Annotated in this window: 20 protein-coding genes; 11 read left to right on the top strand and 9 right to left on the bottom strand. The window is 40.0% G+C overall.

Features of this window, described 5'->3' with window-relative positions:
* Window positions 1-8 precede the first annotated feature (8 nt).
* Window positions 9-137 carry a DUF4113 domain-containing protein gene (locus tag BM266_RS06760; protein WP_093407490.1) on the top strand — a complete coding sequence of 43 codons (129 nt, stop codon included), beginning with the start codon at window positions 9-11 and terminating at the stop codon, window positions 135-137.
* 425 nt (window positions 138-562) lie between these two features.
* Here the strand turns inward: BM266_RS06760 and BM266_RS06750 are convergent, their stop codons facing one another.
* The 3 genes from BM266_RS06750 to BM266_RS06740 form a co-directional block, all read right to left on the bottom strand.
* Window positions 563-1,297, bottom strand: a complete 735-nt coding sequence (locus tag BM266_RS06750) for a transglutaminase-like domain-containing protein (RefSeq protein WP_093407485.1) — start codon at window positions 1,295-1,297, stop codon at window positions 563-565.
* A 56-nt stretch (window positions 1,298-1,353) separates the two neighbouring features.
* Entirely contained in the window at window positions 1,354-2,094 is a 741-nt protein-coding gene (locus tag BM266_RS06745; RefSeq protein WP_093407483.1) for a helix-turn-helix transcriptional regulator, read from the bottom strand.
* Window positions 2,095-2,255: 161 nt separating this feature from the next.
* A complete protein-coding gene (locus BM266_RS06740) occupies window positions 2,256-2,510 on the bottom strand; it encodes a helix-turn-helix domain-containing protein (RefSeq protein WP_093407480.1) in 255 nt (84 codons plus the stop codon).
* Window positions 2,511-2,922: 412 nt separating this feature from the next.
* On the opposite strand from BM266_RS06740, the gene BM266_RS06735 reads away from it, so the two are divergent.
* Window positions 2,923-3,708, top strand: coding sequence for an RNA polymerase sigma factor (locus BM266_RS06735; RefSeq protein ID WP_093407478.1), 786 nt, complete (start codon window positions 2,923-2,925; stop codon window positions 3,706-3,708).
* A gap of 1 nt (window position 3,709) precedes the next feature.
* A complete protein-coding gene (locus tag BM266_RS06730) occupies window positions 3,710-4,807 on the top strand; it encodes a hypothetical protein (RefSeq protein ID WP_093407475.1) in 1,098 nt (365 codons plus the stop codon).
* Between the two features lie 265 nt (window positions 4,808-5,072).
* Here the strand turns inward: BM266_RS06730 and BM266_RS06725 are convergent, their stop codons facing one another.
* Genes BM266_RS06725 through BM266_RS06710 form a run of 4 tightly spaced genes read right to left on the bottom strand, consistent with a single transcriptional unit; the run spans window position 5,073 to window position 7,170 of the window.
* Window positions 5,073-5,690, bottom strand: coding sequence for a hypothetical protein (locus BM266_RS06725; RefSeq protein ID WP_093407473.1), 618 nt, complete (start codon window positions 5,688-5,690; stop codon window positions 5,073-5,075).
* On the bottom strand, window positions 5,662-6,132 hold the full coding sequence (locus BM266_RS06720; protein WP_093407470.1) for a hypothetical protein: 471 nt from the start codon (window positions 6,130-6,132) through the stop codon (window positions 5,662-5,664). Before BM266_RS06720 ends, BM266_RS06725 begins: the two co-directional genes overlap by 29 nt.
* Before the next feature lie 53 nt (window positions 6,133-6,185).
* Complete coding sequence (locus tag BM266_RS06715; protein WP_093407468.1) at window positions 6,186-6,686, bottom strand: GNAT family N-acetyltransferase; 501 nt, start codon at window positions 6,684-6,686, stop codon at window positions 6,186-6,188.
* Window positions 6,667-7,170 carry a VOC family protein gene (locus BM266_RS06710; RefSeq protein ID WP_139220601.1) on the bottom strand — a complete coding sequence of 168 codons (504 nt, stop codon included), beginning with the start codon at window positions 7,168-7,170 and terminating at the stop codon, window positions 6,667-6,669. Before BM266_RS06710 ends, BM266_RS06715 begins: the two co-directional genes overlap by 20 nt.
* Window positions 7,171-7,326: 156 nt before the next feature.
* Between BM266_RS06710 and BM266_RS17355 the strand changes: the two genes are divergently transcribed.
* Complete coding sequence (locus tag BM266_RS17355) at window positions 7,327-7,569, top strand: hypothetical protein (protein WP_245760400.1); 243 nt, start codon at window positions 7,327-7,329, stop codon at window positions 7,567-7,569.
* Window positions 7,566-7,730, top strand: a complete 165-nt coding sequence (locus tag BM266_RS17570; protein WP_394333119.1) for a hypothetical protein — start codon at window positions 7,566-7,568, stop codon at window positions 7,728-7,730. The genes BM266_RS17355 and BM266_RS17570 overlap by 4 nt, the downstream gene beginning before the upstream one ends.
* 387 nt (window positions 7,731-8,117) lie before the next feature.
* Here BM266_RS17570 and BM266_RS06700 read toward each other — a convergent pair whose 3' ends face one another.
* Window positions 8,118-11,024, bottom strand: coding sequence for a helix-turn-helix and ligand-binding sensor domain-containing protein (locus tag BM266_RS06700; RefSeq protein WP_093407466.1), 2,907 nt, complete (start codon window positions 11,022-11,024; stop codon window positions 8,118-8,120).
* 275 nt (window positions 11,025-11,299) lie between these two features.
* On the opposite strand from BM266_RS06700, the gene BM266_RS06695 reads away from it, so the two are divergent.
* The 6 genes from BM266_RS06695 (at window position 11,300) to BM266_RS06670 (ending at window position 22,733) form a co-directional block, all read left to right on the top strand.
* Complete coding sequence (locus tag BM266_RS06695; protein ID WP_093407463.1) at window positions 11,300-14,227, top strand: SusC/RagA family TonB-linked outer membrane protein; 2,928 nt, start codon at window positions 11,300-11,302, stop codon at window positions 14,225-14,227.
* Window positions 14,228-14,239: 12 nt separating this feature from the next.
* Window positions 14,240-15,727: a RagB/SusD family nutrient uptake outer membrane protein gene (locus BM266_RS06690; protein ID WP_093407462.1), complete on the top strand. Its 1,488-nt coding sequence runs from the start codon at window positions 14,240-14,242 to the stop codon at window positions 15,725-15,727.
* 2 nt (window positions 15,728-15,729) lie between these two features.
* Complete coding sequence (locus tag BM266_RS06685) at window positions 15,730-17,178, top strand: glycoside hydrolase family 30 protein (protein WP_093407459.1); 1,449 nt, start codon at window positions 15,730-15,732, stop codon at window positions 17,176-17,178.
* Between the two features lie 30 nt (window positions 17,179-17,208).
* Window positions 17,209-18,921 (top strand): SusE domain-containing protein, encoded by a 1,713-nt coding sequence (locus tag BM266_RS06680; protein WP_093407457.1) that lies wholly within the window; start codon window positions 17,209-17,211, stop codon window positions 18,919-18,921.
* Window positions 18,922-18,984: 63 nt separating this feature from the next.
* The gene (locus BM266_RS06675) at window positions 18,985-20,406 is read left to right on the top strand and encodes a glycoside hydrolase family 30 protein (protein ID WP_093407454.1); all 1,422 of its coding nucleotides are present in this window, start codon (window positions 18,985-18,987) and stop codon (window positions 20,404-20,406) included.
* Between the two features lie 11 nt (window positions 20,407-20,417).
* On the top strand, window positions 20,418-22,733 hold the full coding sequence (locus BM266_RS06670; RefSeq protein ID WP_093407452.1) for a glycoside hydrolase family 3 N-terminal domain-containing protein: 2,316 nt from the start codon (window positions 20,418-20,420) through the stop codon (window positions 22,731-22,733).
* A gap of 220 nt (window positions 22,734-22,953) precedes the next feature.
* Here BM266_RS06670 and BM266_RS17050 read toward each other — a convergent pair whose 3' ends face one another.
* Window positions 22,954-23,106: a hypothetical protein gene (locus BM266_RS17050; RefSeq protein ID WP_175494767.1), complete on the bottom strand. Its 153-nt coding sequence runs from the start codon at window positions 23,104-23,106 to the stop codon at window positions 22,954-22,956.
* Window positions 23,107-23,594 lie beyond the last annotated feature (488 nt).

Raw genomic sequence — 23,594 nt, 5'->3', positions numbered from 1 at the left:
ATATCCTTATGAAAACCATTGACCGGTTGAACCAGACCAAAAACGGAAAAGTAAAATTTCCAGGAATGCATCCTGGCCGTACCTGGAAAATGAAACAGGAACGGTTATCTGTAATTAATAGCCAAAGATTAACCTAGGATGCCATAGAAGACCCGAGACTGCAATGGGTATTTTGGTGCCGTACAACTTGAGTTTAGCGCAAGGTCATGAGACCTCACCCAGCGACAATTGTTGCGCAGCGGGGGTTGCGAAAGGTCAACACCATTGGGATCAGACAGGCAAACAAATACATGCACCTGGCCGCAATAGCCATAACCTGAAGAAATATCTTAAATCAACAACAAAAAGAGCGAAATCCGGGGCAAATGCTCTACCAAAGGGCGTTACCTGTTCTTTTTTCTTTATAAATAGGGAATTACTGACCTTTCAAGCTATTCTAAGGGTTGTTTTTTGGAGTTTGGAATTCCCAGATCATAAAAAAGGAATTGTTTAAAAAGCCTTGAATCAATTGAAAATCTAATTCAACAAGGAGAATTAGAGGCTTGTGCAACGGTTACCAATGTTACCCACCGTTTTTTCTTATTCTTTCTACATTTTTATTCATTAAATGTCGGACATAATTTTGATAAATCCATTTCATTAAAGGGCTTAATTTCTGTTGATGCCTTTTGTAAAAGTCATCAGGCGTGTCGAAAAGTCCAAAGTCCTGGTTGATTCCTTTCTCCTGGATGTACGTATGATTCTGATTCCAATCAACTTGCGGGTTTTGGAAATTATCTGTGTAAGCACCATATCCGCAAAATGTTGTTTTGCATTCCAAAAATTTCTTTTGCAGTGCTGTCAAATAGGGCTTATCGAGAATCAGCCCTTCTAAATTAAACCATTCATCATTTACATTCACTTCTACCCAACTATGGAGTATATTTTTAGGTGAGAGCTTGTACCACATCCCTGTGATTGCACCTTTTTGAAGTTCCTTATGTATCGTAAATCCATGCATCCTGTTAGGTACACCAACTGCCCTTAAAAGAGCCATGAATAGATTTGCTTTGGTGTTGCACTGACCATATCCATCCTTTAGCACTTGTGATGCCGGAATATCATCGCTAATGTTGTAGCCGAATTTTACTTCATCTCTTACAAAGTTGTAGATGTTTTTGACTTTTTCGGATTCAGTCATTTTACCCCATTCTTTTTCGCTGACTAAGGCTTTTATATTTGGTGAGTTAAAATCCAAAATTTCCGTCTGTTTAAGGTAAATTTTAAATTCTACTGATTCTTTAAGTTGCTGTCCCATATAAGATGTTATTTTGATTTTTTGATTATAGAACAAAGGTCAGAAGTTTTATAAGCTTAAACTTGAATAAACTGGCTAATCTTTAAGAATTCACGGGGGCTAAAACCAAAGTTTTCTTTAAAAATTCTGCTGAAATGGGCACTGTCCGAAAAACCAACTCCATGAGCAATCTCTGTAAATGACTTTTTGCCAAATTGAGGCATACCTTTGAGAAGTTTGTTCCATAGTTGAGCTCTCCTGTATGTAATTCCTGTCTCTTCTTTGAATAGATGAAGAAATCGACTTGTTGAAACGTGACAGTAATCTGCAATTTCATCAAGTGATACAACTCTGTCGAAATGGTTTGATAAATAGACTAAGGCGCTGTTAATTCTTTCATCGCCTTTATGAATAGCTGAGTTACAAAAACAGTCGTGTTTTTCTATAATTGAGTTTAGCTCTTCGTCAGGAACCTGTTGTTGATTTGTATCAATCAATACCCTTCTTAAATCCGTTGCTGGGCTCAGATTGATTTCTTGAATTTCCTTATCAGATAGATGATTCCAAAAATGACCGATGGTCGAAGCTGGATTGATTAGAAGTAAAAATTGCCTGTTATTGGAAATAACCTGATGAGCCACATTTGACTTTATCAATATGGGGTATTCAGATTCAACTTCATTTTCTTTGGTTCTTAAAATGACCTTTCCTTCCATCGGAATGCTCAACTGAATGGCATAATGCCTATGCAGTTGGTTGTTGTCAAAACCACCAATAAACCAACCAAAATCTTTATCAATGTGGGTATTATTCGTCATTTGTCAATGGTGGGTAACTAGTTATATCTCAAACAATTTACCTTTTTAATAATAAAACCGGGATAAACCCAGTTTCGCTAAATATAAAACATTAAAATAAAAGGAGATTACGGAAAACCGTTGAGGGGAAGAGCAAGTTTTGAAATTTGGTTGGTGAGAATTTATTTTACTGGATTTTGTTCAGATAAACTAAAGTCAAATAAATCTTTCGGATGGACTTCAAGGCCTTTAGCAAGCTCCAAAATAGTTGATAACTGAATATTTCTTTCGCCCTTCTCAACTTTACTTATATAGCTATAGTCCAAATCACATCGCTTACCGAGTTCTCGATAAGAAAGATTGCTCTGTTGTCTTATATACTTAAGGCGTTCTCCAAAAATGTTTAAAAATTTGGAGTTTGAAATTTCTATATCCATTGCATTGCTTATATAAGCAATGTTGAAATTTTTAACTTATTTTTCGTGGTAAACTTGTACCACATTTATTTTTTTTATTATATTTACTTCATATTAATATATTTGCGAAACTTCTTTAAGTAAAATATTAGAAGCATTCGCTTTGATTCTCGGATTGAAAACTGGTAATTTTTAAGGAACGAGATGATAAGTGTAAATGCTCACGACCCGGGCGTGGGCTTACTTGTCGTTCCAAGGTATACCAGTACCCCAATCCGATAAGTTGAGTCTCCACGCCTTTTTTGTTTGTAAGAAACAGGCATTCTTCTCAATGGTTTCAAAGCTATCTTCTCTTTATAAATTATAAGAATTCGCTTAAGCTAAATCCATTTTAATTCTGGCGGTTTTTACCTCCACTTAAAAGCGACTGCTTATGTTACAGCGCATTTTCAAATTATTACAACAAGGGCATCCCGATGCTTTGGAACTTATCTATTCCAAATACAATCGAAGGATTTTTTGGTTGGGGAGGCAATTAATAAGGGATGAATTTGTCATTGAAACTATACTTCAGGATACCTTCTTAAAACTGTGGGAGCAAAGAGAAGGTATAGAGAGACCAGAACATATTTACTTTTTCCTGCGTTTTGTGATGAAACGAGAGTGTACTTACTACTATTGCCGGCCCAGAAATAATTTTTACAGAAACATCAACAGGCTGGAATATTATGACAACTACCAGGAATATATGCACGGCTATGATCCCGGGAAAGAGGATGAGCATCTAATAGACCAGGAAGCAGATCAAAAAGCTTTCGACCGGATTAAAAGCGTATTGCCATTATTGACTTCAGAAAGAAAACATTTAATAGAACTCTGTTTGAAATATGGCTTCCAGTATAAAGCTATTTCCGAGGTAATGGGAACAAGCATCACCGAAACCAGTAACGAGGTAAAGCTGGCTATCCAGGATATCAAGAATATTATCAATCAAGGGAGCACGCTTCAAACGAAAGAAAATCCTGCTACAGCGATAAAGGTCCAGGGTAAAATGACTGCAGATCAGGAAAAGGTGTTAAAATTACGATGTGAAAAGAATTATTCTTTTGCTTCCATTGCTGCAGCGCTGCACCTATCTCAAAAGGAAGTACACAGTGAGTTTATGGCCGCATATAAACTCATGAAGGAGAAACACCAACAGCAACCACAATCGGCTTAGTATGGAAAAGTCAACGCTAAAACTCACGCGAAAGATCCAGCTAGTGGTGGACCTGCCTACCCAAGAAGAAAGAAAGGAGGCCCTGGATAAACTTTACCAGTGGCAGAACCGCTGCTTCAGAGCCGCTAATCTTATCGTTTCCCACCTCTATGTGCAGGAAATGATCAAGGAGTTTTTTTATTTATCAGAGGGGATAAAGTATAAATTGGCTGATGAAAAAAAAGATGAGGACGGAATCCTGCAACGCTCCCGTATCAATACAACCTATCGTGTAGTATCAGATCGCTTTAAAGGTGAAGTCCCAACAAACATATTGTCTAACCTGAACAGGGCTTTAATTTCTTCCTTCAATAAAAACAGGCCGGAATACTGGAGAGGCGAACGCTCCCTAAAGAACTTCAGGAGGGACATGGCTTTTCCGTTTAGCCTGGAGGGCATCAGTGGTTTATCCTATAATGAAGAGAAAAAGGTCTTTTGCTTTCGTTTATTTCAAATACCATTTCGAACTTATTTAGGAACAGATTATACTGACAAACCACAGTTGTTGCAGCGAGTAGTACAAGGGGAAATCAAGCTTTGTACTTCCCATATCAAATTGAAAGATGGCAAAATCTTCTGGCTTCCGGTTTTTGAAATTGAAAAAGAAAAGCAAAGCCTAAAACCGGAAGTGATCGCGGAGGCTTCTTTGTCTCTGGAATATCCCATTGTAGTGAAAACCGGTAAAGCCAAACTTAGTATTGGCACCAGGGAAGAGTTTTTACACCGAAGGTTAGCGATACAAGCAGCCTGTAAAAGGGCACGGGTTGGAGCAACCTATTCCAGATCAGGCAAAGGGCGCAAAAGAAAAACAAAAGCAGTAACCAAGTTTTGTAATACGGAGCGTAATTATGTACATCATCGCATCCACGTATACAGCAGGAGGTTAATCAACTTTTGCATTAAACACCAGGCCGGGACGCTAATTCTATTAAATCAGCAGGACAAGATCGGGATAGCTAAGGAGGAGGAATTTGTACTGAGAAACTGGAGCTATTATGATTTAATGACTAAAATAAAGTACAAGGCTGAAAAAGCAGGCATTGAACTTATTATAGATTGAGGATATAATTACGAGGGTGCTTGTACACCCGCAAGGTGAGGTGGAGAATCACACTCACTAAATGCGAACAGCATATACAACGCGTGGGCTCACTTAAAGGTCCTACTCGTATACTTGGAACTTCTAATGATCTTTTTATCAATCAACTCATCAGTGGAATTAAAAAATGATTTTAATAAGGATTTGGTATCGGTATCTAACATAGTTTAAATTTAATTTGGAACAGACCGGCGAGGGCCAGATGACTTCACGCTAAGCGAACGTTCTAGTTTTTAATTTCTCTTATACTCTTGAGTTTAAAATCTTCATCCCATCTGGTATACAGTTTAAGATCGTAAATCTGGTAATCATCTATAATTTTTTTCTTGAATTTATGAGTCATCTCATAGGTTACCAGAAATCCCCCTGTACTTTGAGGGATTACAGTGAATGAGTCCCAATTAATGTCAGAAGAAGAAAAGGGATATTTGCCATGACGATCTCTTGCAATCTTCAGTATTTCACTATGGCTTAAATTCTTTGCACCATACCATTGATCTACTCTTGGGCTAAGAAAGTCTGGAATAGCTTCAATCTGATTACTATTTACGGATTGGTAATAATCAGTTACGATTTCTTTCAGATGTTCTTCAGGGGATTTCTCTGGAGTCGTTTCAGTTGAAGCGAAGCTATAAATGGTCAATATAATTGCCAACAATCCTACAGCAGCAAGGCCAACAATCTTTGGGTTAGCACTGTATGATTTTTTAATGGTTGGAGGTTGGTCTTCCTCTTCTAAGACTTTTTCTTCAGTTCTTTCTTCGGAATTACTATCGTTTTTTCCCTTCCTTTGTTCCTCCTTGAAACTTAATGTTTCATTTGATATATGGAGCAATTCTTCCAAATGTTGGCCCCAAAAAAACAATTGCAGCCCCAATCATATACCGCATATGTTTGGGAGTGTTTTTTCTATTATAAACGGCTAATGAATAAAAGAGAATTAGCAATGTGCAATCAGCAATTGGAAAAAAAAGATTGACTGGATGATCGGAATATATAATTCTTAACATCATTGGAATAAATGAGAGAATTAGCACAGGAAAGATAATGTATGAAATTTTTCCAATCATTTTATGGATTTTATACCTTCTGTGCCGAATCAGTAGTGGTTGGATTATAAGTGTTAGTATCCAAACAGAAGCTATAGCTGCATGGAGATGATGGAACATGGTAATTTTCTCATTAAAATCAGGAAACTGACTAAAATAAGTCTTGTAGAATCCCAAAATTACCAAGGGAATTAGGAGTAGCATAAAATATCCGCTGTTTTTGTAAGCTTTATCCATAGTATATTTGTTTTTAATAGTCACTCATTTGTTATCAGAAGCCCTTCATCTCGTCATTTAATTCCTACGATTTTGCTTCGCTTTTCTAAAACATAGTTGTCTTTCCAAGTATCTTTTAGTTTGCCAATTTTTTCTCGGTATCCGATAATTCTAAAACCTACACTTTCGTGAAGTTTTACACTGGGAGTATTTTCTGTAAAAATACCCGCCTGCAATGTCCAGATATTATTACTTTCACTTATTGCTATTAGGTTCTTAAGAAGCATTTTTCCTATCCCTTTTCCTTTGTATGTGTCCGCTAAATAAATACTCACTTCTGCAACACCGTCATAAACACATCTATTTGAAACCGGGCTAAGCGCTGCCCAACCTACAACTTCATTATGGTGAATGGCCACAAGCCTTGCAAATGTAAAGTGTCCAGCATTCCACTTATCCCAAGTTGGTGCAGTAGTTTCAAAAGTGGCAATGCCTGTTGCAATGCCACTTTTGAAAATCTTTTTTACTTGATCCCAATGCTTTTGTTGCATTGGTTTAATTCTTACAGCTCCCATTGTCACAAGTATTCTCTTTTATAGTAGTCCCTGTTTCAATTGTAACATTTTTGCCATCGTTCCCTGTCCATTGGTCCATTACTTCCGGGGCTGGTCTCGCATTGATGCCTTCTCCATAAACTGTTACTGTACCGTGTGTGTGAAATGTTTCCCAATCAACGCCTTGGGGGTCTGTTATCCAACTTTTTTGAGACTTTGAATAGCAACAAGTGCATTCTCCCTCTTCTCTCACTGTGCCTTTTGCTTTTTGCATATTGTCATACACTTCGTGCAATTCTTCTACGCTTTCAAGTTGCAAGCCCAAATGTTCAATGCCATTTTCAGTATGACCTGTTGAAATAGCATAATTTATTCTTGGATCTTCTAACATCCATTTTGCATAGTCGCCTTTTACCAAAGTTGGCTCTGCATTAAATAAAGCATTGTAAAATGCAATACTTTCGTCAAGGTTTTTTACTCTTACGTGAACATGAAATCGTTTCATTTCTTTAGTATTTAATTGTGAATAATTTAATAACTCACAATCAAGACGGAGAGGGTATAAAAAAGATGCAAATTATTTTTAAAATTTTTGTGATGGCTCGCAATTGTCTTTAATATCAAATGAAATAAGGCTTCCTTGTTGGTCTGTTTATCCAGGATGGATATCCCAGATCAAATTTTGCCAGTGATTTCGGTTCAATTTGTGCCACTTTTGGATTTTAGGCAAAGAAGCCAGTCGCAGGGAACTGTTCCAATCCGTGGAGCGGGAATACCTAAAGCCCTGCCGGAGGGGGCCTACGAGCTTAAAGGTTACCGAAGGGCAAAGGTCCAGAAAATGGGATACGTTTATTTCTCCCCTGATAAAAGCTATTCTATTATAGCGTACCCTATCGCTACATAGAAAAAGAAACCACCAACCATTATACCAGTTCCCTGGTAGAAGTGTATTACTATCATCAGCGAGTTGCTATGCACCAGTGCAACCCATCAAAAGGCAGCTATAACACCAATAAGGAACATCTTAGTAGCACCCATAAATACTATACCGATTGGAGCCCTTAATTTTTTAAAAAAGAAAGCGGCCCGCACGGGAGCACGTCCTGGGATGCATAGAGACGAAAGTATCATTCTAGGGCAAGATCCAAACCTGTGGATCGGGTATAATGCTTTTAATGCCATATTGCATAAAACGCTAAAGAAAGCTTTCTCTCAGCAAAGAAAGGCTGATAAAATCTTATTTGATAAAATATATCAAATGGTATAATCAGATTTCCTCCGGCACCTTTAAGTCGGAGGAATTTACCTTATTTAATTGGTCAATGATCATTCTCTTCTTTCACGAAGGTTTTACTCTTAATAATTATAGAAAAATCAGACAATTCTTTTCAACCAATTGCCTTTGCCTAATCATATATTTTAAAATACCGAGGCTAAGGCACTATGATGAACTCAAAAGATTTCCTCCTTTTCGTTAACTGGTAAATTTTCAAGAAAATGTAAAAAATTTGGTTCGTGCACGTCCAGTTTCTTCCTCACCCGGTATCTGGCAGTCTCCACCCCCCGTACAGAAATATTAAGTAAGGGAGCGATTTCCTTGTTGGTAAGATCCATTTTCACGAAAGCACAAAGACGCAATTCTCTTTTGGTGAGATCCGGATTAATTTCTTTTAATGTCCTGAAGAAGTTTTTATGAACTTTTTCAAAATTCACATCGAAAATCTTCATATATTCTTCCCCGATCCGGTGATTATTTAATTTCTGAATGATATTCCTGAGATTTCGCTTAGCACCCTGGGTTTTTAAGGTTTTTTGAAAATCCTGCAGGTTTTCATAGGTCTCATTGAACACATCTTTTTTCTTCACCAACATCATGGTATAGTTAGCCAACTCCTTACTTTTCTGGATATTATCTTCTTCAAGTAATTTTTTATCCTGTTTGATTAACTCCTTATCTTTTTCAAGCCTAAGCTGTTCTATTTCAAGCTTCAATAAGCGTTGTGCTTTCTCTGCTGCCATTTTGGCTTTCCTTCTTTCAGAAATAATTTTTGCTCGGAATACGTAGATCATTAAAATTATTAAACCAATGATGCCTAGAAAATAAATGAAAAATGCTACATCGGTCTTGTACCAAATAGGAGGTATCCTGAAACTGGCACTGGATACTTCCCCTTTTTGTCCCACAAGGTTTCTGCTCCTCACCTTAAAAGTATAATCCCCGGGTCTTAAATGTGTAAACTCTTTAAAAGGAGTTTCCTCCCAGGAGGACCAATGCTCATCAATCCCTTCAAGTATATAACTAAACTCAATTTCAGAAGATGGTGACATGCGGGGTGTGGCAAATTCAAAACGGATTATTTCTGTATCAACCGGCAAATTCATTTCAGAGTTATTAGCGATAGCCATCTCCCTTGAATCCTTGACATATCTAATACCGGTGATCTCTGTTACCAGATCTTCAGATTGCTCTCCTGTTTGAGTGTCGTATAAAAAAAGACCGGTTGTAGCACCAATGAGAACCTTTCCGTTTTCCATTGGTAAAATACTCTCCATCCCTCTATTCAATTTACCTTTAAGGTTTAGGAAAAGGTTTTTTTGTACTTCAGGCTTATCTTCGGAAAAATCTATAAAGCCTACTTCATTATCCTGTACTATCCATGCGGTATCCTTTTTCTTTATTAACTTTCTGGTATTAAAGGTAGAATCCAAAACAGAATTTAATTTTTCGTAAGGCTTGAAATAATTTGAAGCTTCATCAAATTCATAGATACCGGTATTGCTGGTAAAGACTATATCATCTTCCCATCGGGTGACATTCACATTAAAAGGGGAGATTAATCCGTTTCTATCCGTAAAATGATCTACCGCATAAACCCGGGAATAATCTTCGGTTAATTTCAATTTATAAACACCCTGATAACCATGGCAAACCCAAAAGGTATTAGCATCATCGCTAATTAGAATATCCCTGCTGGATTCATCAAAACCTTTGATCTTATTTTGTAGACTCCATATAGCCCCGTTCTTTTTCAGTAAATAAATACCATTATAATTTGAAGCGATAAAAGTATTTGGAGAATCCGGAATTCCTACAACCTTCCAGAAACCAGATACCTCCCCAATTTGAGAGGCCCTTAACCCATCCAATTCAAATAATCCCCTGTCATGGCCTACAATTAGAGAACCACTTAAATTAGTAATTGACCAGGCCTGACCTTCCAGATTGGGAATACTCCTGAATTCCAACATGGATTTATCGATTTCTCCGTCTTGAAGCTCCGAATAATACACCCCTTTGTTGGTAGCAAGGTAAATTTTATCTGAACCGACATAAATATCATAAACCGATCCTTCCTGAAAAAGCTGAGAAACCGGGGAATCAAAATCTACGTAGGATAATCCATTGTTCAACAGCACCCATAAACCATTACCGGCTTTGAATAAATTAAGAATGGACGAATTACTTATATCCTTAAAGGCAGGTGGGTTCCGGTTTATCTTCCCTTCCTCGGTCAGAACAATTATTTTAGAGCCTAATGTCCCCAGTAAATATTCTTCTTCAAATTTAATAGCACTAATTATCTGACCCTGATTTTCCTTATCCAGGACCTGTTTCCAGGGGTAAACTTCATTATTTTTCAGGTTCATCTTAAATACACTGCCTTCCCTGGTAATTGCCATAAGCTCATTTTGCAAACCAGAGGGCAGGAAACCAACCACCGAACCTCTTCCAAAATCAAAAACCTTGTTTAAGCGCATTTCTTCAGGGTTGAACTCCATGATCCCAAAACCTGCATCCTGAACAAAAAACCTGTTATTCACAATTCCTGAATGCACAAAGGAATTGTTAGCCGAAATATGGGTAGCCGTATTACCGGAAATAGCTATTAGTTCATTGAAGGACCTGAAGATGATATAATCCTTATACTCGTGAACCTGCCATAGATTTTCGAGCTCAATACCCTCCAGATCAAGATCTTTAAGCAAGGAGCGATAAATATAATCTCCCGTAGCCTGTTTTTCTATTATTCCTAATTCGTTGAAACCCCCGGCGTAAACTTTCCCTTTAGAAGATGTTATTAAACTCCTCACCGAGGAGTGATTGGGCAGACTTACCTTTTGCCATCTTTCTCCGTCAAAAATGACCACTCCGTCATTGTTCCCAAAATAAGAAACCCCCAAATGATCTTCTGTAGTTGTCCAGAATTGAGTGTCTCCCTGAAAGTCCTCCTGGGAATAATGAGATACCAAAGGTGATTTTCTCAATGCTATACTTAATTCGGAAGATTCCTGACAAATCAATAACCCGGGAAGGGCCATTAAAAACGCAGCTAAAAAAACACCCTGGAATAAATTCATAAAGGCAATTATTGAATCGGATTGCTCGCTCAAATTTATAAAAATTTTAGACTATTTAAGAAATAATTAGCTTTTTAAAAATATCAATTTCAGAAGCTTATAAAAATTGACGTAGTTCTGGTGTATATTTTATTTAGCATGGTGTAATCCAAATGTAATGGACATCAACTACCCGCAGAATTCAAATTATAACTTAGGCCTGTGAAATCGTTTGCGTAAGAAATTGATTTCTCAATAAACTATCATAATTAATTTACACAAAACTCTTTTAATCAATGAAAATTAAAAAATACTTATGGGTATTGTTTTTTAGTTTCACGGCATTTTCCTGGGCACAGACCATCGAGGTCTCCGGGACTGTAATAGATGGAAGTAATAATTTTCCGCTACCAGGTGCCAATGTTATTGTAAAAAACACAACGAACGGAACCCAAACAGATTTTGATGGAAATTTCTCTCTGGAAGCATCTCGCGGAGATATATTGGTTGTTTCCTTCCTTGGATATGTAACTCAGGAAGTACCGGCAACCGATAGCCCGATACAGGTAACACTTATGGAAGACTCCGAAACCTTAGATCAGGTTGTAGTAGTTGGATATGGTACTCAAAGCAAAAGAGACATTACCGGTTCGGTTTCCATAATAGATGATGAGGCTTTTGATGACAGGCCTAATACTCAGGTTGGCGCCCTAATACAGGGAAAGGCTCCAGGGGTACAGGTGGTTTCAGGCTCTGGAAAACCCTCTTCAGGATTAAATATCCGAATTAGAGGTACCAACTCTATTAATGCAAGTAGCGAACCTTTATATGTGGTAGATGGAGTTCCAACTAACGACACCCGCTCACTTAACCCTGCAGATATCGAAAGTATTTCTGTTTTGAAAGATGCTTCTTCCGCAGCCATTTATGGAGCCCAGGGTGCAAATGGAGTGGTTTTGATAACCACCAGGAAAGGAACCTCTGAAAAGCCAAGACTTACCTTTGACACTTATGTTGGGGTTTCCCAGGTGTGGAATACACTTCCGGTGCTTAACAGTGAACAGTATAGGGATTTAATGACCGAAATGGGCCGAAATACCGACTGGTCCCGCTACACTGAAAACACCGATTGGCAAAAAGTAATTTTCGGGGATGGCCTCTCCTCTAACTATCAGTTAGGAATGTCTGGAAAATCCAACGGAACATCTTACTATGTTTCAGGGGGATATACCAAACAGGAAGGTGCCGTTAGAAGTTCTGAAATGGAACGATATAACTTCAAGATTAACCTTTCTCAGGAAGTTACCGAATGGTTGGAAATAGGTACTAATATCGCCTATACTCATTACTCCGATGTGGATGTTACCGACAACCAAAGCATTAATAGTGGTGGTGTCCTGCTGGGAGTTTTATCTACCCCTCCAAATATTGGAATCTATAATCCCGATGGCACCTTTACCAGCAATCCTTTTCAGGATTGGGAAAACCCGGTAGCTTCTACCGATGGTTCCCAGCGGGAATATGTGAACCAACGCCTGTTGGGTAATATCTATGCCGAAATATCATTCCTTGAAGACTTTACCTTCAAAACAAATATAGGTACAGATTACAGCAGTGCTAACTATGATTATTTTCTGGATCCCTTTAGAACCAGCTATGGTCGTGCAATGAAAGGTATTGGTAGATACAATACCAACCTCACCAATTTCTACATTTTTGATAACACTTTAAGTTACGAGAAAGAAATCGGCAGACATAACCTGAAAGCTCTTGTAGGTTCTGTTTTCCAAAAATACAGATGGGAAGACAGTTCTATGGAAAGAAGGAATTTTGCCGGAGATAAGATTACTACCCCTAATGCCGGGTCAGAACTTATTGCTGCTACCGCAACTAAAGCCGAAAAGGCTAATGCGTCCTACCTGGCAAGAGTAAACTATGAGTTTGATGAAAGATACCTACTTACAGCCAACTTTAGAGCTGACGGTTCGAGCAATTTCGGACCTAAAGAGCGTTGGGGTTACTTCCCATCTTTCTCAGCAGGTTGGAGAATTTCTGAAGAAAGCTTTATGCGGGATCAGGAAACAATTAATGATATGAAATTACGTGCCGGATGGGGACTCGTTGGAAACGATCAGGTTGGTAATTATGCCTACTACGGTCGTGTTGGAAGTGGCGGTAATTATCCCATAGGCGGCGTTGTATTGCCGGGAACTTATCCAGCCTCCATCGCCAACGAAACCCTTAAATGGGAGGAATCAGAACAGATTAATATCGGACTTGATGTGGCTTTATTTAATAGGCGCATCAGGTTCAGTGCAGATGCCTATCAGAAAGATACCCGCGACCTGCTTCTAAATGCTCCATTACCCCGATCAACAGGTTTTAATAGTGCCATTCAGAATATCGGTCAGTTAAGGAACAAAGGATTGGAATTTCAGTTAACTACCGTAAATACGCAAGGTGAATTTAACTGGGAATCTGATTTCAACATTTCTTTTAACCGTAATGAAGTTATCGATATCGTTGGACAGCAGATGTTTGCCGGTGGAGTTGCCGGACGTGGAGAAGTAAGCCTTGTTAGAGAAGGAGAACCTCTTGGTACTTTCTATGGTTACCTATGGGGAGGTGTTGATCCCGAGACCGGAATGGCCTATTATTTAGACAGTGAAGGAGAAACAACATTCTCTCCTTCTGCCGACGACAGGACTATTATTGGAGACGCCAACCCTGATTTCCAGTATGGTTTCACCAACAATTTATCTTATAAAGGCTTTGGTTTATCAGTGTTCCTGCAAGGTTCTCAGGGTAATGACATCTTTAATGCTACCCGAATTGAAACCGAAGGAATGACCGACTCTAAAAACCAATCCAGAGCTGTATTAGATCGTTGGAGAGAACCTGGTGATATCACAGATATTCCAAGAACTTCTGAAGGAAACACCGACAATTCAAGATTATCGACACGCTTCGTGGAAGACGGGTCTTACCTTAGAATGAAGGCGCTTACCCTGAGCTACGGTTTACCAAAAACTTTCCTGGAATCAATAAACCTGGATGCTGTGAAATTATATGCTACAGGAGAAAACCTGTTTACACTTACAGACTACTCCGGTTTTGATCCTGAAGTGAACGCCTTTGGTGGTAGTAACACCGCAATGGGTGTAGATTATGGAACCTATCCACAAACAAGGAACCTTATCCTGGGCTTGAATGTTACTTTTTAAATTAAAATACTTATGAAAAAACAACATTTTATAAAATATTTTTCCGGACTGTTTATAGCAGCAAGTCTCATCTCCTGCGACGATGAATTAGACTTAATGCCTATTTCAGAGGAAACAACAGAAAACGCATATGCTACCGGCACCCAGCTTAACGCTGCTTTGACCGGGGTTTATGAATCTTTTCAATCAAATGATTATTACGTGTGGGACAAAATTATTTTCGAGGACGTCCGCTCTGACAATCACTATGCCGGTGGAGATAACCCTGAAATTTTCGCTTTTGATGACGTAGATGTTTCTACTACGAACAATAGGGTTTTTAACGCCTGGTCATCAATTTACAATGCGATTTCCAAGGCGAATCTTGTTCTTGAAAAAGCCCCGGAGATCGATCAGGAAATTACCGAGGAAGAACGCACCCAGATCATTGGGCAGGCACTTTTCCTCAGGGCATACCACTATTATAATCTGGTAAAACAATGGGGCGGCGTTCCGCTTATCCTGGAACCTATCAAATCGGTAGATCCTTCAGAAGTGAGACTTCCCAGAAGTTCTGCAGAGGAGGTTCATGATCAAATCATAACCGATCTAAATGATGCAAAAGAGCTTTTACCACATTCCTATGGGAATGATGCCAGTGTAAACAAGGCACGGGCAACTGTAGGCGCTGCAAACGCCTTATTGACCAAGGTAAACGCTCAAAAGCCCAACCCCGATTATCCGGCAGTTCTGGAAGCTGCAAACGCTGTGATTAACAGTCCCGCAGGTTATCGTTTGTTGGATGATTATGATAAACTCTTTGACGGAAATAACTATAATAATGAAGAGTCTATTCTTGAGATCCAGTACCTGGGTGGCGACGAAGGAACCTGGGCTCCACAATTGCAGTTACCTCCCTCCCTGAGTGGTGATAGTTGGAGAAAATTTGTCACCCCGTCAAAAGACCTTGTAGAAGCTTTTGATAACGAAGGCGATGAGATCAGAAAGAATGCCACTATGATTTTTGAAGCGGTGCCATGGGTAGACGAATATTGGGGAAATGCGGTTAACAGTGAAGTTCCTTTCGCCTATAAATGGAGAAACGCCGGAGGCTGGGCTAGTTCAGACAACGATTATATTTTTCGACTTGCTGATATTATCCTGATGAAAGCTGAAGCGCTCAATGAATTAGGCCAGATCGAAGAAGCTGCCGACCAGGTAGATATTGTTAGGGAAAGAGTTGGTCTTCCTGAATTGACTTCAGAAGATAAAGCTTCATATGAAACTATGAAAAGGGCAATTCTAAAAGAGAGACGCCTGGAACTTGCACAGGAAGCATATCGCTGGGATGATCTTATCCGCTCTGGAATGGCCGTGGAAATCATGAACGCTGTAGACGATATCGATCTTCGTACGAATCAACCTGTTGATTATAATGTTAGTGAAACCGACCTCCTATTGCCTATTCCGCAAAACGAGATCAACCGGAATCCTAACCTGACTCAGAACCCCGGATACTAACAATGAACCGAATTATAGCAATATTATTTGTCTTTTCTGTGAGTCTTTTGAATATCCAATGTTCAGATGATGATCCGGTAACCCCACTCCCTCCTCCGTCTAAACCCGGAGGTGAGGTAATTGGGAAAGCCCAGATCTGGACCACCAATACAGCAGGAACCCAATTACTGGATAAACTGCCTGTTGTGGATATTTATGGTGAACCTTTAAGCTCAGATCCTGAACTTATTATCGATCCTACTGAAAAATATCAGGAAATTGAAGGCTTTGGAGCTGCCCTTACCGGCTCCTCAGCCTATCTCATTAATGGGTTATCCTCCGGTAAAAAGAGCGACTTATTAAAGGAGCTTTTCAACCCCAATACGGGAATTGGAATTTCCTATTTGCGTATGAGTGTAGGCGCCTCTGATTTTTCCTTGCAGGATTTCACCTATAATGACATGCCTGCCGGGGAGACAGATGCCACTTTGGACAATTTTTCTTTGAAGGAAGATGAAAAAAATGTGATTCCGGTATTTAAGGACATCTTGCAGGTTTATCCCGAGCTTAGAATTATGGGAAGCCCATGGAGCGCACCGGCCTGGATGAAAACAAACAAATCCCTTTATGGAGGAAGTTTAAAACAGGAATGGTATAATACCTATGCCCATTATTTTGTGAAATATATCGAAGGCTATGCTGCCCACGGGATAAAAGTAGATGCGATAACTCCACAGAATGAGCCTTTACATCAGGCGCAATATCCAACTATGATAATGGAAGCCGGAGAACAAGTGGAATTTATAAAAGACCACCTTGGACCGCTTTTCCGGAGTGAAGGAATCGAAACTAAGATCATTGCTTATGATCATAATTTCGATAAACCCCAATACCCCATCACCGTGCTTAGTGATGAAGAGGCATATCCTTATGTAGACGGTTCGGCTTTTCATGCTTATGCTGGAGATGTCTCTGCAATGTCACAGGTCCACAATGCTTTTCCCGAAAAAGGACTCTATTTCACAGAAATTTCCGGAGGGGAATGGGCCACAGATTTTGGTGATAATCTTAAATGGAATATCAAAAATATCTTTATTGGCACCACCCGAAACTGGTCAAAAACTGCCCTTTTATGGAACCTTGCCCTGGATGAAAATTCTGGCCCCACCAATAATGGATGCCAGGACTGCAGGGGTGTAGTTACCATAGAATCTTCAGGAGAGATTATTTATAATGAAGAATTCTATGCCCTGGCTCACTTCTCAAAATTCGTCAGGCCGGGTGCTAGTAGAATTGCTTCAAATCAAATAAGCGGTGGGATCTTTAATGTGGCATTTCAAAATCCTGATGGTACAATTGCACTGGTGATTCTGAATGAGACTACCTCGAACAGAAATATAAACGTACAGGCCGGGGATAAATACCTGAAAATAAACAGCACAGCTAATTCAGTATCAACGCTTGTATGGTAATTAAAAATTAAACTATTAAATAACAATAAAATGAAAAAAATAAAAATACTCCTTAGCGCATTTCTGGTGCTGGCATTTATTTTTTCCTGTGAAGAAGACAACCTTGACCCTATTGGAGAATGGGATCTTAGTGAGCCTTCCTTACTTACCACGAATGAAACTCTGGTCCTAAATGAAAACCAACCAGACGAGAACTTTGAATTCACCTGGGATCCGGCAATTTCAACCGAGAGATATCAGGTGAGGTATACCCTTATCTTAAGTACCCCCGGAAATTATGAGGATCCTCTTCTTAGTAAAGCTTCAGAAAATGGAGGCCGGGATACCAATGGAAGTTTTACCGCCAGTGAGATGGACCTTGCACTATCTTATGCAGGTTTCGAAGCAGGTAAAGAAGTTGACCTGGAAATAACCGTTCTTGCAAAAAGTATAGACAAACAAACTACCGATTCTGTAGAAGTAAGCGTAAAGCGTTTTGAAACAGAGTACCTACCTGAGCAATTGTTCCTTTCAGGCGAGGCCACAGAAGCAGGCTCAGATCTTTCCCAGGCCCTATCATTGAGGTCGCTAAAAGATGCCGACAATAATCCCACAAATGTTTTTGAGATCTACACTCACCTGGAAGCAGGAGCGGGCTTTAAGATCTATAGCGAGAGTTCACTTCCTGCTCATATCTATGGAGGAAGCGAAGGAAATCTGGTTAAAAACGGAGATCCGATTATGGTCGCTGAAACCGGGGAATACAGATTAACTGTAGACCTTGCAGAAGGAACCTACAACCTCCTAAAAATAGACCACCTAAGTGTAGTTGGTGATGTTATCGCTGCCGGCTGGGGTGGAGATGAACCATTGGAATACCAGGCTAATGGCGTTTGGGAAGCTCAACTTTCTCTAAATTCCGGAGGATTCCTTTTCAGACTCAATGGCGATTGGGGTTACCTCTTTAAAAGAATTGTTGGTACCCAGAATGAAATTTATATGGAATCCCAGGCAGGAGATGCCGGTATTGAAATTGAAGATATCTCATTGGATGCTCCGGGAGATTATACAGTTACTGTAGACCTTTCCGGTGATACTTATACCTATTCCCTTGAAAGCAACCAGGTAAGCAATCCTCCTTCTGAAACCCCCGATGCGCTTTATCTTCTTGCAGACGGTGAAGTTGTATTTGAATTCAACAAAGAAGAGGATAAATTTATGTCTGGCACCTATATCCCGCTTCAGGCTGAAGTAATTTATGAGCTTAACAGCGCTATAGATGGTACTGGAACAGCCTATTCGCTGGACGGAATTATAGGAGAAACCTCCAATCCTGATGGGGATTCAGCGTTTGGTAGTCTCGGACTTCTGGAAAGCCCTGGAGATATTTCCCCTGCAAGAGATCAGGCTTACAGCCTTGAATTTAATTTTGCTACAGGAGCCGTAAACTGGAAATATTACAACATAAAATTATTCCATTGGGACGAAGAAGGCGGCGGCTGGGATAGTAGGGACGAGTTCCTTATGACCTATGTACATCCGCATAAATTCACCACCACTCAGGCTCTGGAAGCAGGTTACAACCTGAAATTTAACTCTCCCTGGGATATTCAATTAGGTGCGGACGATCCTGAAGCCTTATCCGGAACAATGACCAATGGTGGTCCAAACTTCACCAATATTACTACCTCCGGAACATACGAGGTGAATATCGAGGTGAGCAATGATTATGAGACCGGTACCTACGAATTCATTTTACAGTAATTAGCCTATATTAATAATTAGACAGATGCCGCTATTTTGGCGGCATCTTTTACCCCTATTGAAATGTACAAACCCTTAAATAAACCCATTCTTCTGATGCTAATGCTCTTCACGCTATTAGCCTGTAATCAGAAGAACGAGGAAGAAAATAGTCCGGATGAACCGGAAATGTGGCTCACAAGCCTCGATGAAAAATCTCTCCTTGAAAAAAGAGAGCTTACTTCCGATAAGGAAGGTGATTTCCAGGCACAGGCAACTATAAAAGTTGATACCTCTCAGAAATTTCAGGAGATAGACGGTTTTGGATATACCCTTACCGGCGGAAGTGCCTTGCATATAAATCAGATGAGCGATTCGGCCAGAAATGAACTCTTACAGGAACTCTTTGGCACCGAGCAGGACGAGATCGGAGTAAGTTATCTTCGGCTAAGCATAGGCGCATCCGATCTTGACGAGGCTCCGTTTTCCTATAATGATCTGGAAGAAGGAGAAACCGATGAACAGCTTGAGAAATTTTCCCTGGCTAATGACAGCCTTCACCTCATTCCGGTATTGAAAGATATCCTTGAGATTGCTCCTGATATTAAAATACTGGGCTCTCCCTGGTCTCCTCCGGTTTGGATGAAAGATAATGGAGATACCCGCGGAGGCAGCCTTAAAGAAGAATACTACCCGGCTTATGCTATGTATTTTGTAAAGTACATACAGGCTATGGCGCAGGAAGGAATCACTATAGATGCCATCACCATCCAGAATGAACCTTTACACCCCGGGAATAACCCAAGTCTTTTGATGTTGGCTGAAGATCAGGCGGTGTTCATAAAAGATCATTTAGGTCCCCTGTTTGAAGAACATGGTATTGACACCAAGATCATCCTTTACGATCATAACGCCGATCGCCCCGATTATCCCATTTCTATACTAGATGATCCTGAGGCTGCGCAATATGTAGATGGTTCTGCTTTTCATCTGTATGGAGGAGATATAAGCGCGCTTTCCCAGGTACACGAAGCTCACCCCGATAAACGCATTTATTTCACCGAACAATGGGTGGGAGCTCCCGGGAACTTCGCACAGGAAATGGAATGGCATACCGAAAACCTCATCATTGGCGCTACCAGAAACTGGAGCAGAAACGTTTTGGAATGGAACCTTGCTGCCGATGAAAATCAGGAACCTCACACCGACCGTGGAGGCTGTGACCGCTGTCTTGGCGCCATCACGATCACCGGTGATGAAGTAACTAGGGAACCGGCATACTACATCATAGCCCAGGCTTCCAAATTTGTTCGCCCCGGCGCTGTTCGGGTAGACTCAAATATGCCTGAAGATTTTCCCAATGTTGCTTTTCTCTCTCCTGAAGGAAATGTGGTGGTGATACTTCAGAATAAAAATGAGGATCAAAAGAATTTAGCTATCGAAATTGGAGAAAAGAGCTATAATGTTGCGCTCCCGGGAAATTCTGTGGCTACCCTAAACTTTTAAGATAAACGATTATGAAGATAAAAAAGATAATACTTGCTGCAGTAGTTTTACTGGCCGGGTTTAATACCTCTGCCCAGGAAACTAAAACTTCAGCAGAAATAGAAGAAAAGGCCAGCGATTTACTGTCGAAAATGACGCTGGAAGAAAAAGTTGGCCAGATGACCCAGGTCACCCTTGATGTGATTGGTGAAGGAGAAGACATTTATTCCAGTTTTGAACCTTTTAATCTTGATAAGGAACTGGTGCGAAAAGCGGTCTCCGAATATAAGGTGGGCTCCTTTCTCAATACAGCCAATAACAGGGCACTCCCCCGGCAAAAATGGCATGAGATCATTTCTGAAATTCAGGAGATAAATTCCGAAGAAAACGAGCTGAATATTCCAATCATTTATGGAGTAGACGAGATTCATGGAGCAACCTATACCGTGGGTGCTACCATGTTTCCTCAGCAAATTGGACAGGCCGCAAGCCGAAACCCTGAGCTGGTAAAAAAAGGAGCGGAGATAACCGCCTATGAGACAAGAGCAAGTGGAATCCCTTGGAATTTCTCACCGGTATTAGATTTAGGGATGGATCCAAGATTTTCCCGTATGTGGGAATCCTTTGGGGAAGACCCCTACCTCACTTCGGTACTCGGAGTAGCGATGATAGATGGATATGAGGGAGAAGATAATAATATCGGGGATCCTCACCACCTGGCTTCAACTATGAAGCACTTTTTGGGCTATCATGCGGTGACTTCAGGAAAGGACAGAACTCCGGCCTATATTCCCGATGATGTTCTAAGGGAATACCATCTTCCGGCTTTCAAGGCGGCAATAGATGCAGGCTCTCATACTATTATGATCAATTCCGGACTCATTAATGGAAAACCGGTACACGCTAATTACGACCTGCTCACAAAACTCCTGAAAGAAGAATTGAATTTTGAAGGCCTGGTAGTTACCGATTGGGCCGATATCGAAAATCTGCACCGCAGGGATCGTGTGGCTGAAAATGACAAAGAAGCCATTAAAATGGCTGTGAACGCGGGAATTGATATGTCTATGGTTCCTTATGAGTACGAACGTTTTGTAGACAACCTCCTGGAATTAGTGAAAGAAGGTGAAGTCAAGGAGTCACGCATTGACGATGCGGTAAAAAGAATACTGAAAGTAAAACTCGCGCTAAACCTATTTGAAGTTCCGGTTACCCACTATAAGGATTACCCGAAATTCGGAAGTGAGGAATTTGAACAGGAAGCCTTCAATATGGCTGCAGAATCGATTACGCTTTTGAAAAATGAAAGCGGTGTGCTGCCTCTTAAAAAAGACGTGAAAGTTTTGGTAACGGGACCAAATGCCAATTCCATGAGAACACTCAATGGAGCCTGGACCTATTCCTGGCAAGGTGAAAAAACCCCGGAATTTGCTGCAGATTACAATACAATATTAGAAGCTGTTGAAAATAAGCTCGGAAAAGAAAATGTGATCTTCGAAGCGGGAGTAAATTATAAAAATGACGGTAAATATTTTGAAGAAGAGGACGCCGGCATTGCTGATGCTGTTAAACAGGCAGAAAATGTTGATTATATTTTTCTAGTCCTGGGTGAGAATTCCTATACAGAAAAACCGGGTGACCTTAATGATCTTTATATCTCCGATCTGCAGACTAAACTTGCAAAAGAACTAGCAGCTACCGGGAAACCGGTAATTCTTATTCTGAATGAAGGTCGCCCGAGAATAATCAGCAAATTTGAACAGGAAATGCAGGCTGTGGTGCAAACTTACCTTCCGGGGAATTTTGGCGGCGATGCCCTGGTAGATATTTTATTTGGGGATATCAATCCTTCCGGAAAACTGCCTTATACATATCCGCGCTATCCTAATGCACTAATCCCGTATATTCATAAGCCTTCTGAAGAGCAAACCAAAGCCGAAGGGGTATATAATTATGAAGCCGATTTCAATCCGCAGTATCCTTTTGGGTTCGGACTAAGTTACACCGATTTTGAAGTATCAGACCTGCAAATCGATAAAACCGATATCACTCAGAACGATACTTTTACTGTTAGCGTGAAATTATCCAATACTGGGAATCGCAGTGGAAAAGAAGTGGTTGAGGTTTACAGCTCCGATCTGTATGCTTCAGAGATCACTCCAGATGTAAAAAGACTTCGGAAGTTTAGGAAAGTTGAACTTGCTGCCGGAGAAACTAAAACTATTGAATTTAGCATCAATACCTCCGACCTGGCATCGGTTAATCCGAAAGGAGAAACAATGGCAGAGCCGGGAGAATTCGAGATATCTGTAAACAATCTCAAGAAGAGCATTCATCTGAAAGAGTAGTTTTTTAATAAATACCTTCTGTTGATAAAGGGTTTAACCAATTTTAAAGGTTGAACCCTTTTTTTCCAAAAACTTTTTCAGCATTTTCTTATAAGACCAATTTCTAAAGGTCCCCTCAACCTATTTTCTCAAAGAAAGTGGCAGGGCCCTAAACCGTTTAACAGCCTGGACCTACGTCTCATATTGACCCACGAGATTCATATAATAAAACCCAAGAACCTTAACGAACAGGCTTCATTCTGGATCTCAACTCCAGGAACTTATTTTCAAACTTTTCTCTTTCAAAATACATATCCTTGCCTACTTCAAAATCCACCAAACGTCTTCTTATAAAATCTTCACTAATACTAATATCTCGCATAAAGATCTTCATCTGTTCCGTGATTTTCTCCTTCCGGGGATACTTAGATCCGCTGTATCGACAAAACCTGATAAACAAATTCTCATGGAAATCTATCACCCAGGTCACCACCGATAGTTCAATAATCTCAGCTTTCGGGCCCTACCTGTAGCCGTAAAAAAATAACCAAAAAAAAATCAATCATATCGGCGCTTATTTTCTCAGCGTCGAAATAATCATATCTGGCAATCTCTCTTAAAGCTGGAATTCAATTATAACAATTTGGTTAAAAATGGGGGAAATCCCCCATATAGAAAATATACAAATCCTACTTGCTTTGCAAAACCTAAGAACCCGCCCATTTCATCGTTCTCCCCAAAACACGGAAATGGGCATTCTTATTCGTTCAAAAAAATAAAAAAACCAAGATAAAAAGCAGGCATTATCCTTCTAATAAGTTAAAAACCACGCTGAGTGTGGCCCTCAATTAATGTAATTTTTATTGTAATCCCTGATAAATT

Source organism: Salegentibacter flavus, assembly GCF_900115145.1.
GTDB lineage: Bacteria > Bacteroidota > Bacteroidia > Flavobacteriales > Flavobacteriaceae > Salegentibacter > Salegentibacter flavus.
This window is presented reverse-complemented; position numbering and strand designations above follow the sequence as displayed.

Excerpts from the sequence above, each read along its gene's own strand:
- BM266_RS06715 (WP_093407468.1), bottom strand. The coding sequence starts at position 6,686 with ATGGGAGCTGTAAGAATTAAACCAATGCAACAAAAGCATTGGGATCAA.
- BM266_RS17355 (WP_245760400.1), top strand. The coding sequence starts at position 7,327 with ATGGATATCCCAGATCAAATTTTGCCAGTGATTTCGGTTCAATTTGTG.
- BM266_RS06710 (WP_139220601.1), bottom strand. The coding sequence starts at position 7,170 with ATGAAACGATTTCATGTTCACGTAAGAGTAAAAAACCTTGACGAAAGT.
- BM266_RS17050 (WP_175494767.1), bottom strand. The coding sequence starts at position 23,106 with ATGAAGATCTTTATGCGAGATATTAGTATTAGTGAAGATTTTATAAGA.
- BM266_RS06735 (WP_093407478.1), top strand. The coding sequence starts at position 2,923 with ATGTTACAGCGCATTTTCAAATTATTACAACAAGGGCATCCCGATGCT.
- BM266_RS06745 (WP_093407483.1), bottom strand. The coding sequence starts at position 2,094 with ATGACGAATAATACCCACATTGATAAAGATTTTGGTTGGTTTATTGGT.
- BM266_RS06675 (WP_093407454.1), top strand. The coding sequence starts at position 18,985 with ATGTACAAACCCTTAAATAAACCCATTCTTCTGATGCTAATGCTCTTC.
- BM266_RS06730 (WP_093407475.1), top strand. The coding sequence starts at position 3,710 with ATGGAAAAGTCAACGCTAAAACTCACGCGAAAGATCCAGCTAGTGGTG.
- BM266_RS06750 (WP_093407485.1), bottom strand. The coding sequence starts at position 1,297 with ATGGGACAGCAACTTAAAGAATCAGTAGAATTTAAAATTTACCTTAAA.
- BM266_RS06720 (WP_093407470.1), bottom strand. The coding sequence starts at position 6,132 with ATGGATAAAGCTTACAAAAACAGCGGATATTTTATGCTACTCCTAATT.
- BM266_RS06670 (WP_093407452.1), top strand. The coding sequence starts at position 20,418 with ATGAAGATAAAAAAGATAATACTTGCTGCAGTAGTTTTACTGGCCGGG.
- BM266_RS06695 (WP_093407463.1), top strand. The coding sequence starts at position 11,300 with ATGAAAATTAAAAAATACTTATGGGTATTGTTTTTTAGTTTCACGGCA.
- BM266_RS06685 (WP_093407459.1), top strand. The coding sequence starts at position 15,730 with ATGAACCGAATTATAGCAATATTATTTGTCTTTTCTGTGAGTCTTTTG.
- BM266_RS06740 (WP_093407480.1), bottom strand. The coding sequence starts at position 2,510 with ATGGATATAGAAATTTCAAACTCCAAATTTTTAAACATTTTTGGAGAA.
- BM266_RS06690 (WP_093407462.1), top strand. The coding sequence starts at position 14,240 with ATGAAAAAACAACATTTTATAAAATATTTTTCCGGACTGTTTATAGCA.
- BM266_RS06680 (WP_093407457.1), top strand. The coding sequence starts at position 17,209 with ATGAAAAAAATAAAAATACTCCTTAGCGCATTTCTGGTGCTGGCATTT.
- BM266_RS06700 (WP_093407466.1), bottom strand. The coding sequence starts at position 11,024 with ATGAATTTATTCCAGGGTGTTTTTTTAGCTGCGTTTTTAATGGCCCTT.
- BM266_RS06760 (WP_093407490.1), top strand. The coding sequence starts at position 9 with ATGAAAACCATTGACCGGTTGAACCAGACCAAAAACGGAAAAGTAAAA.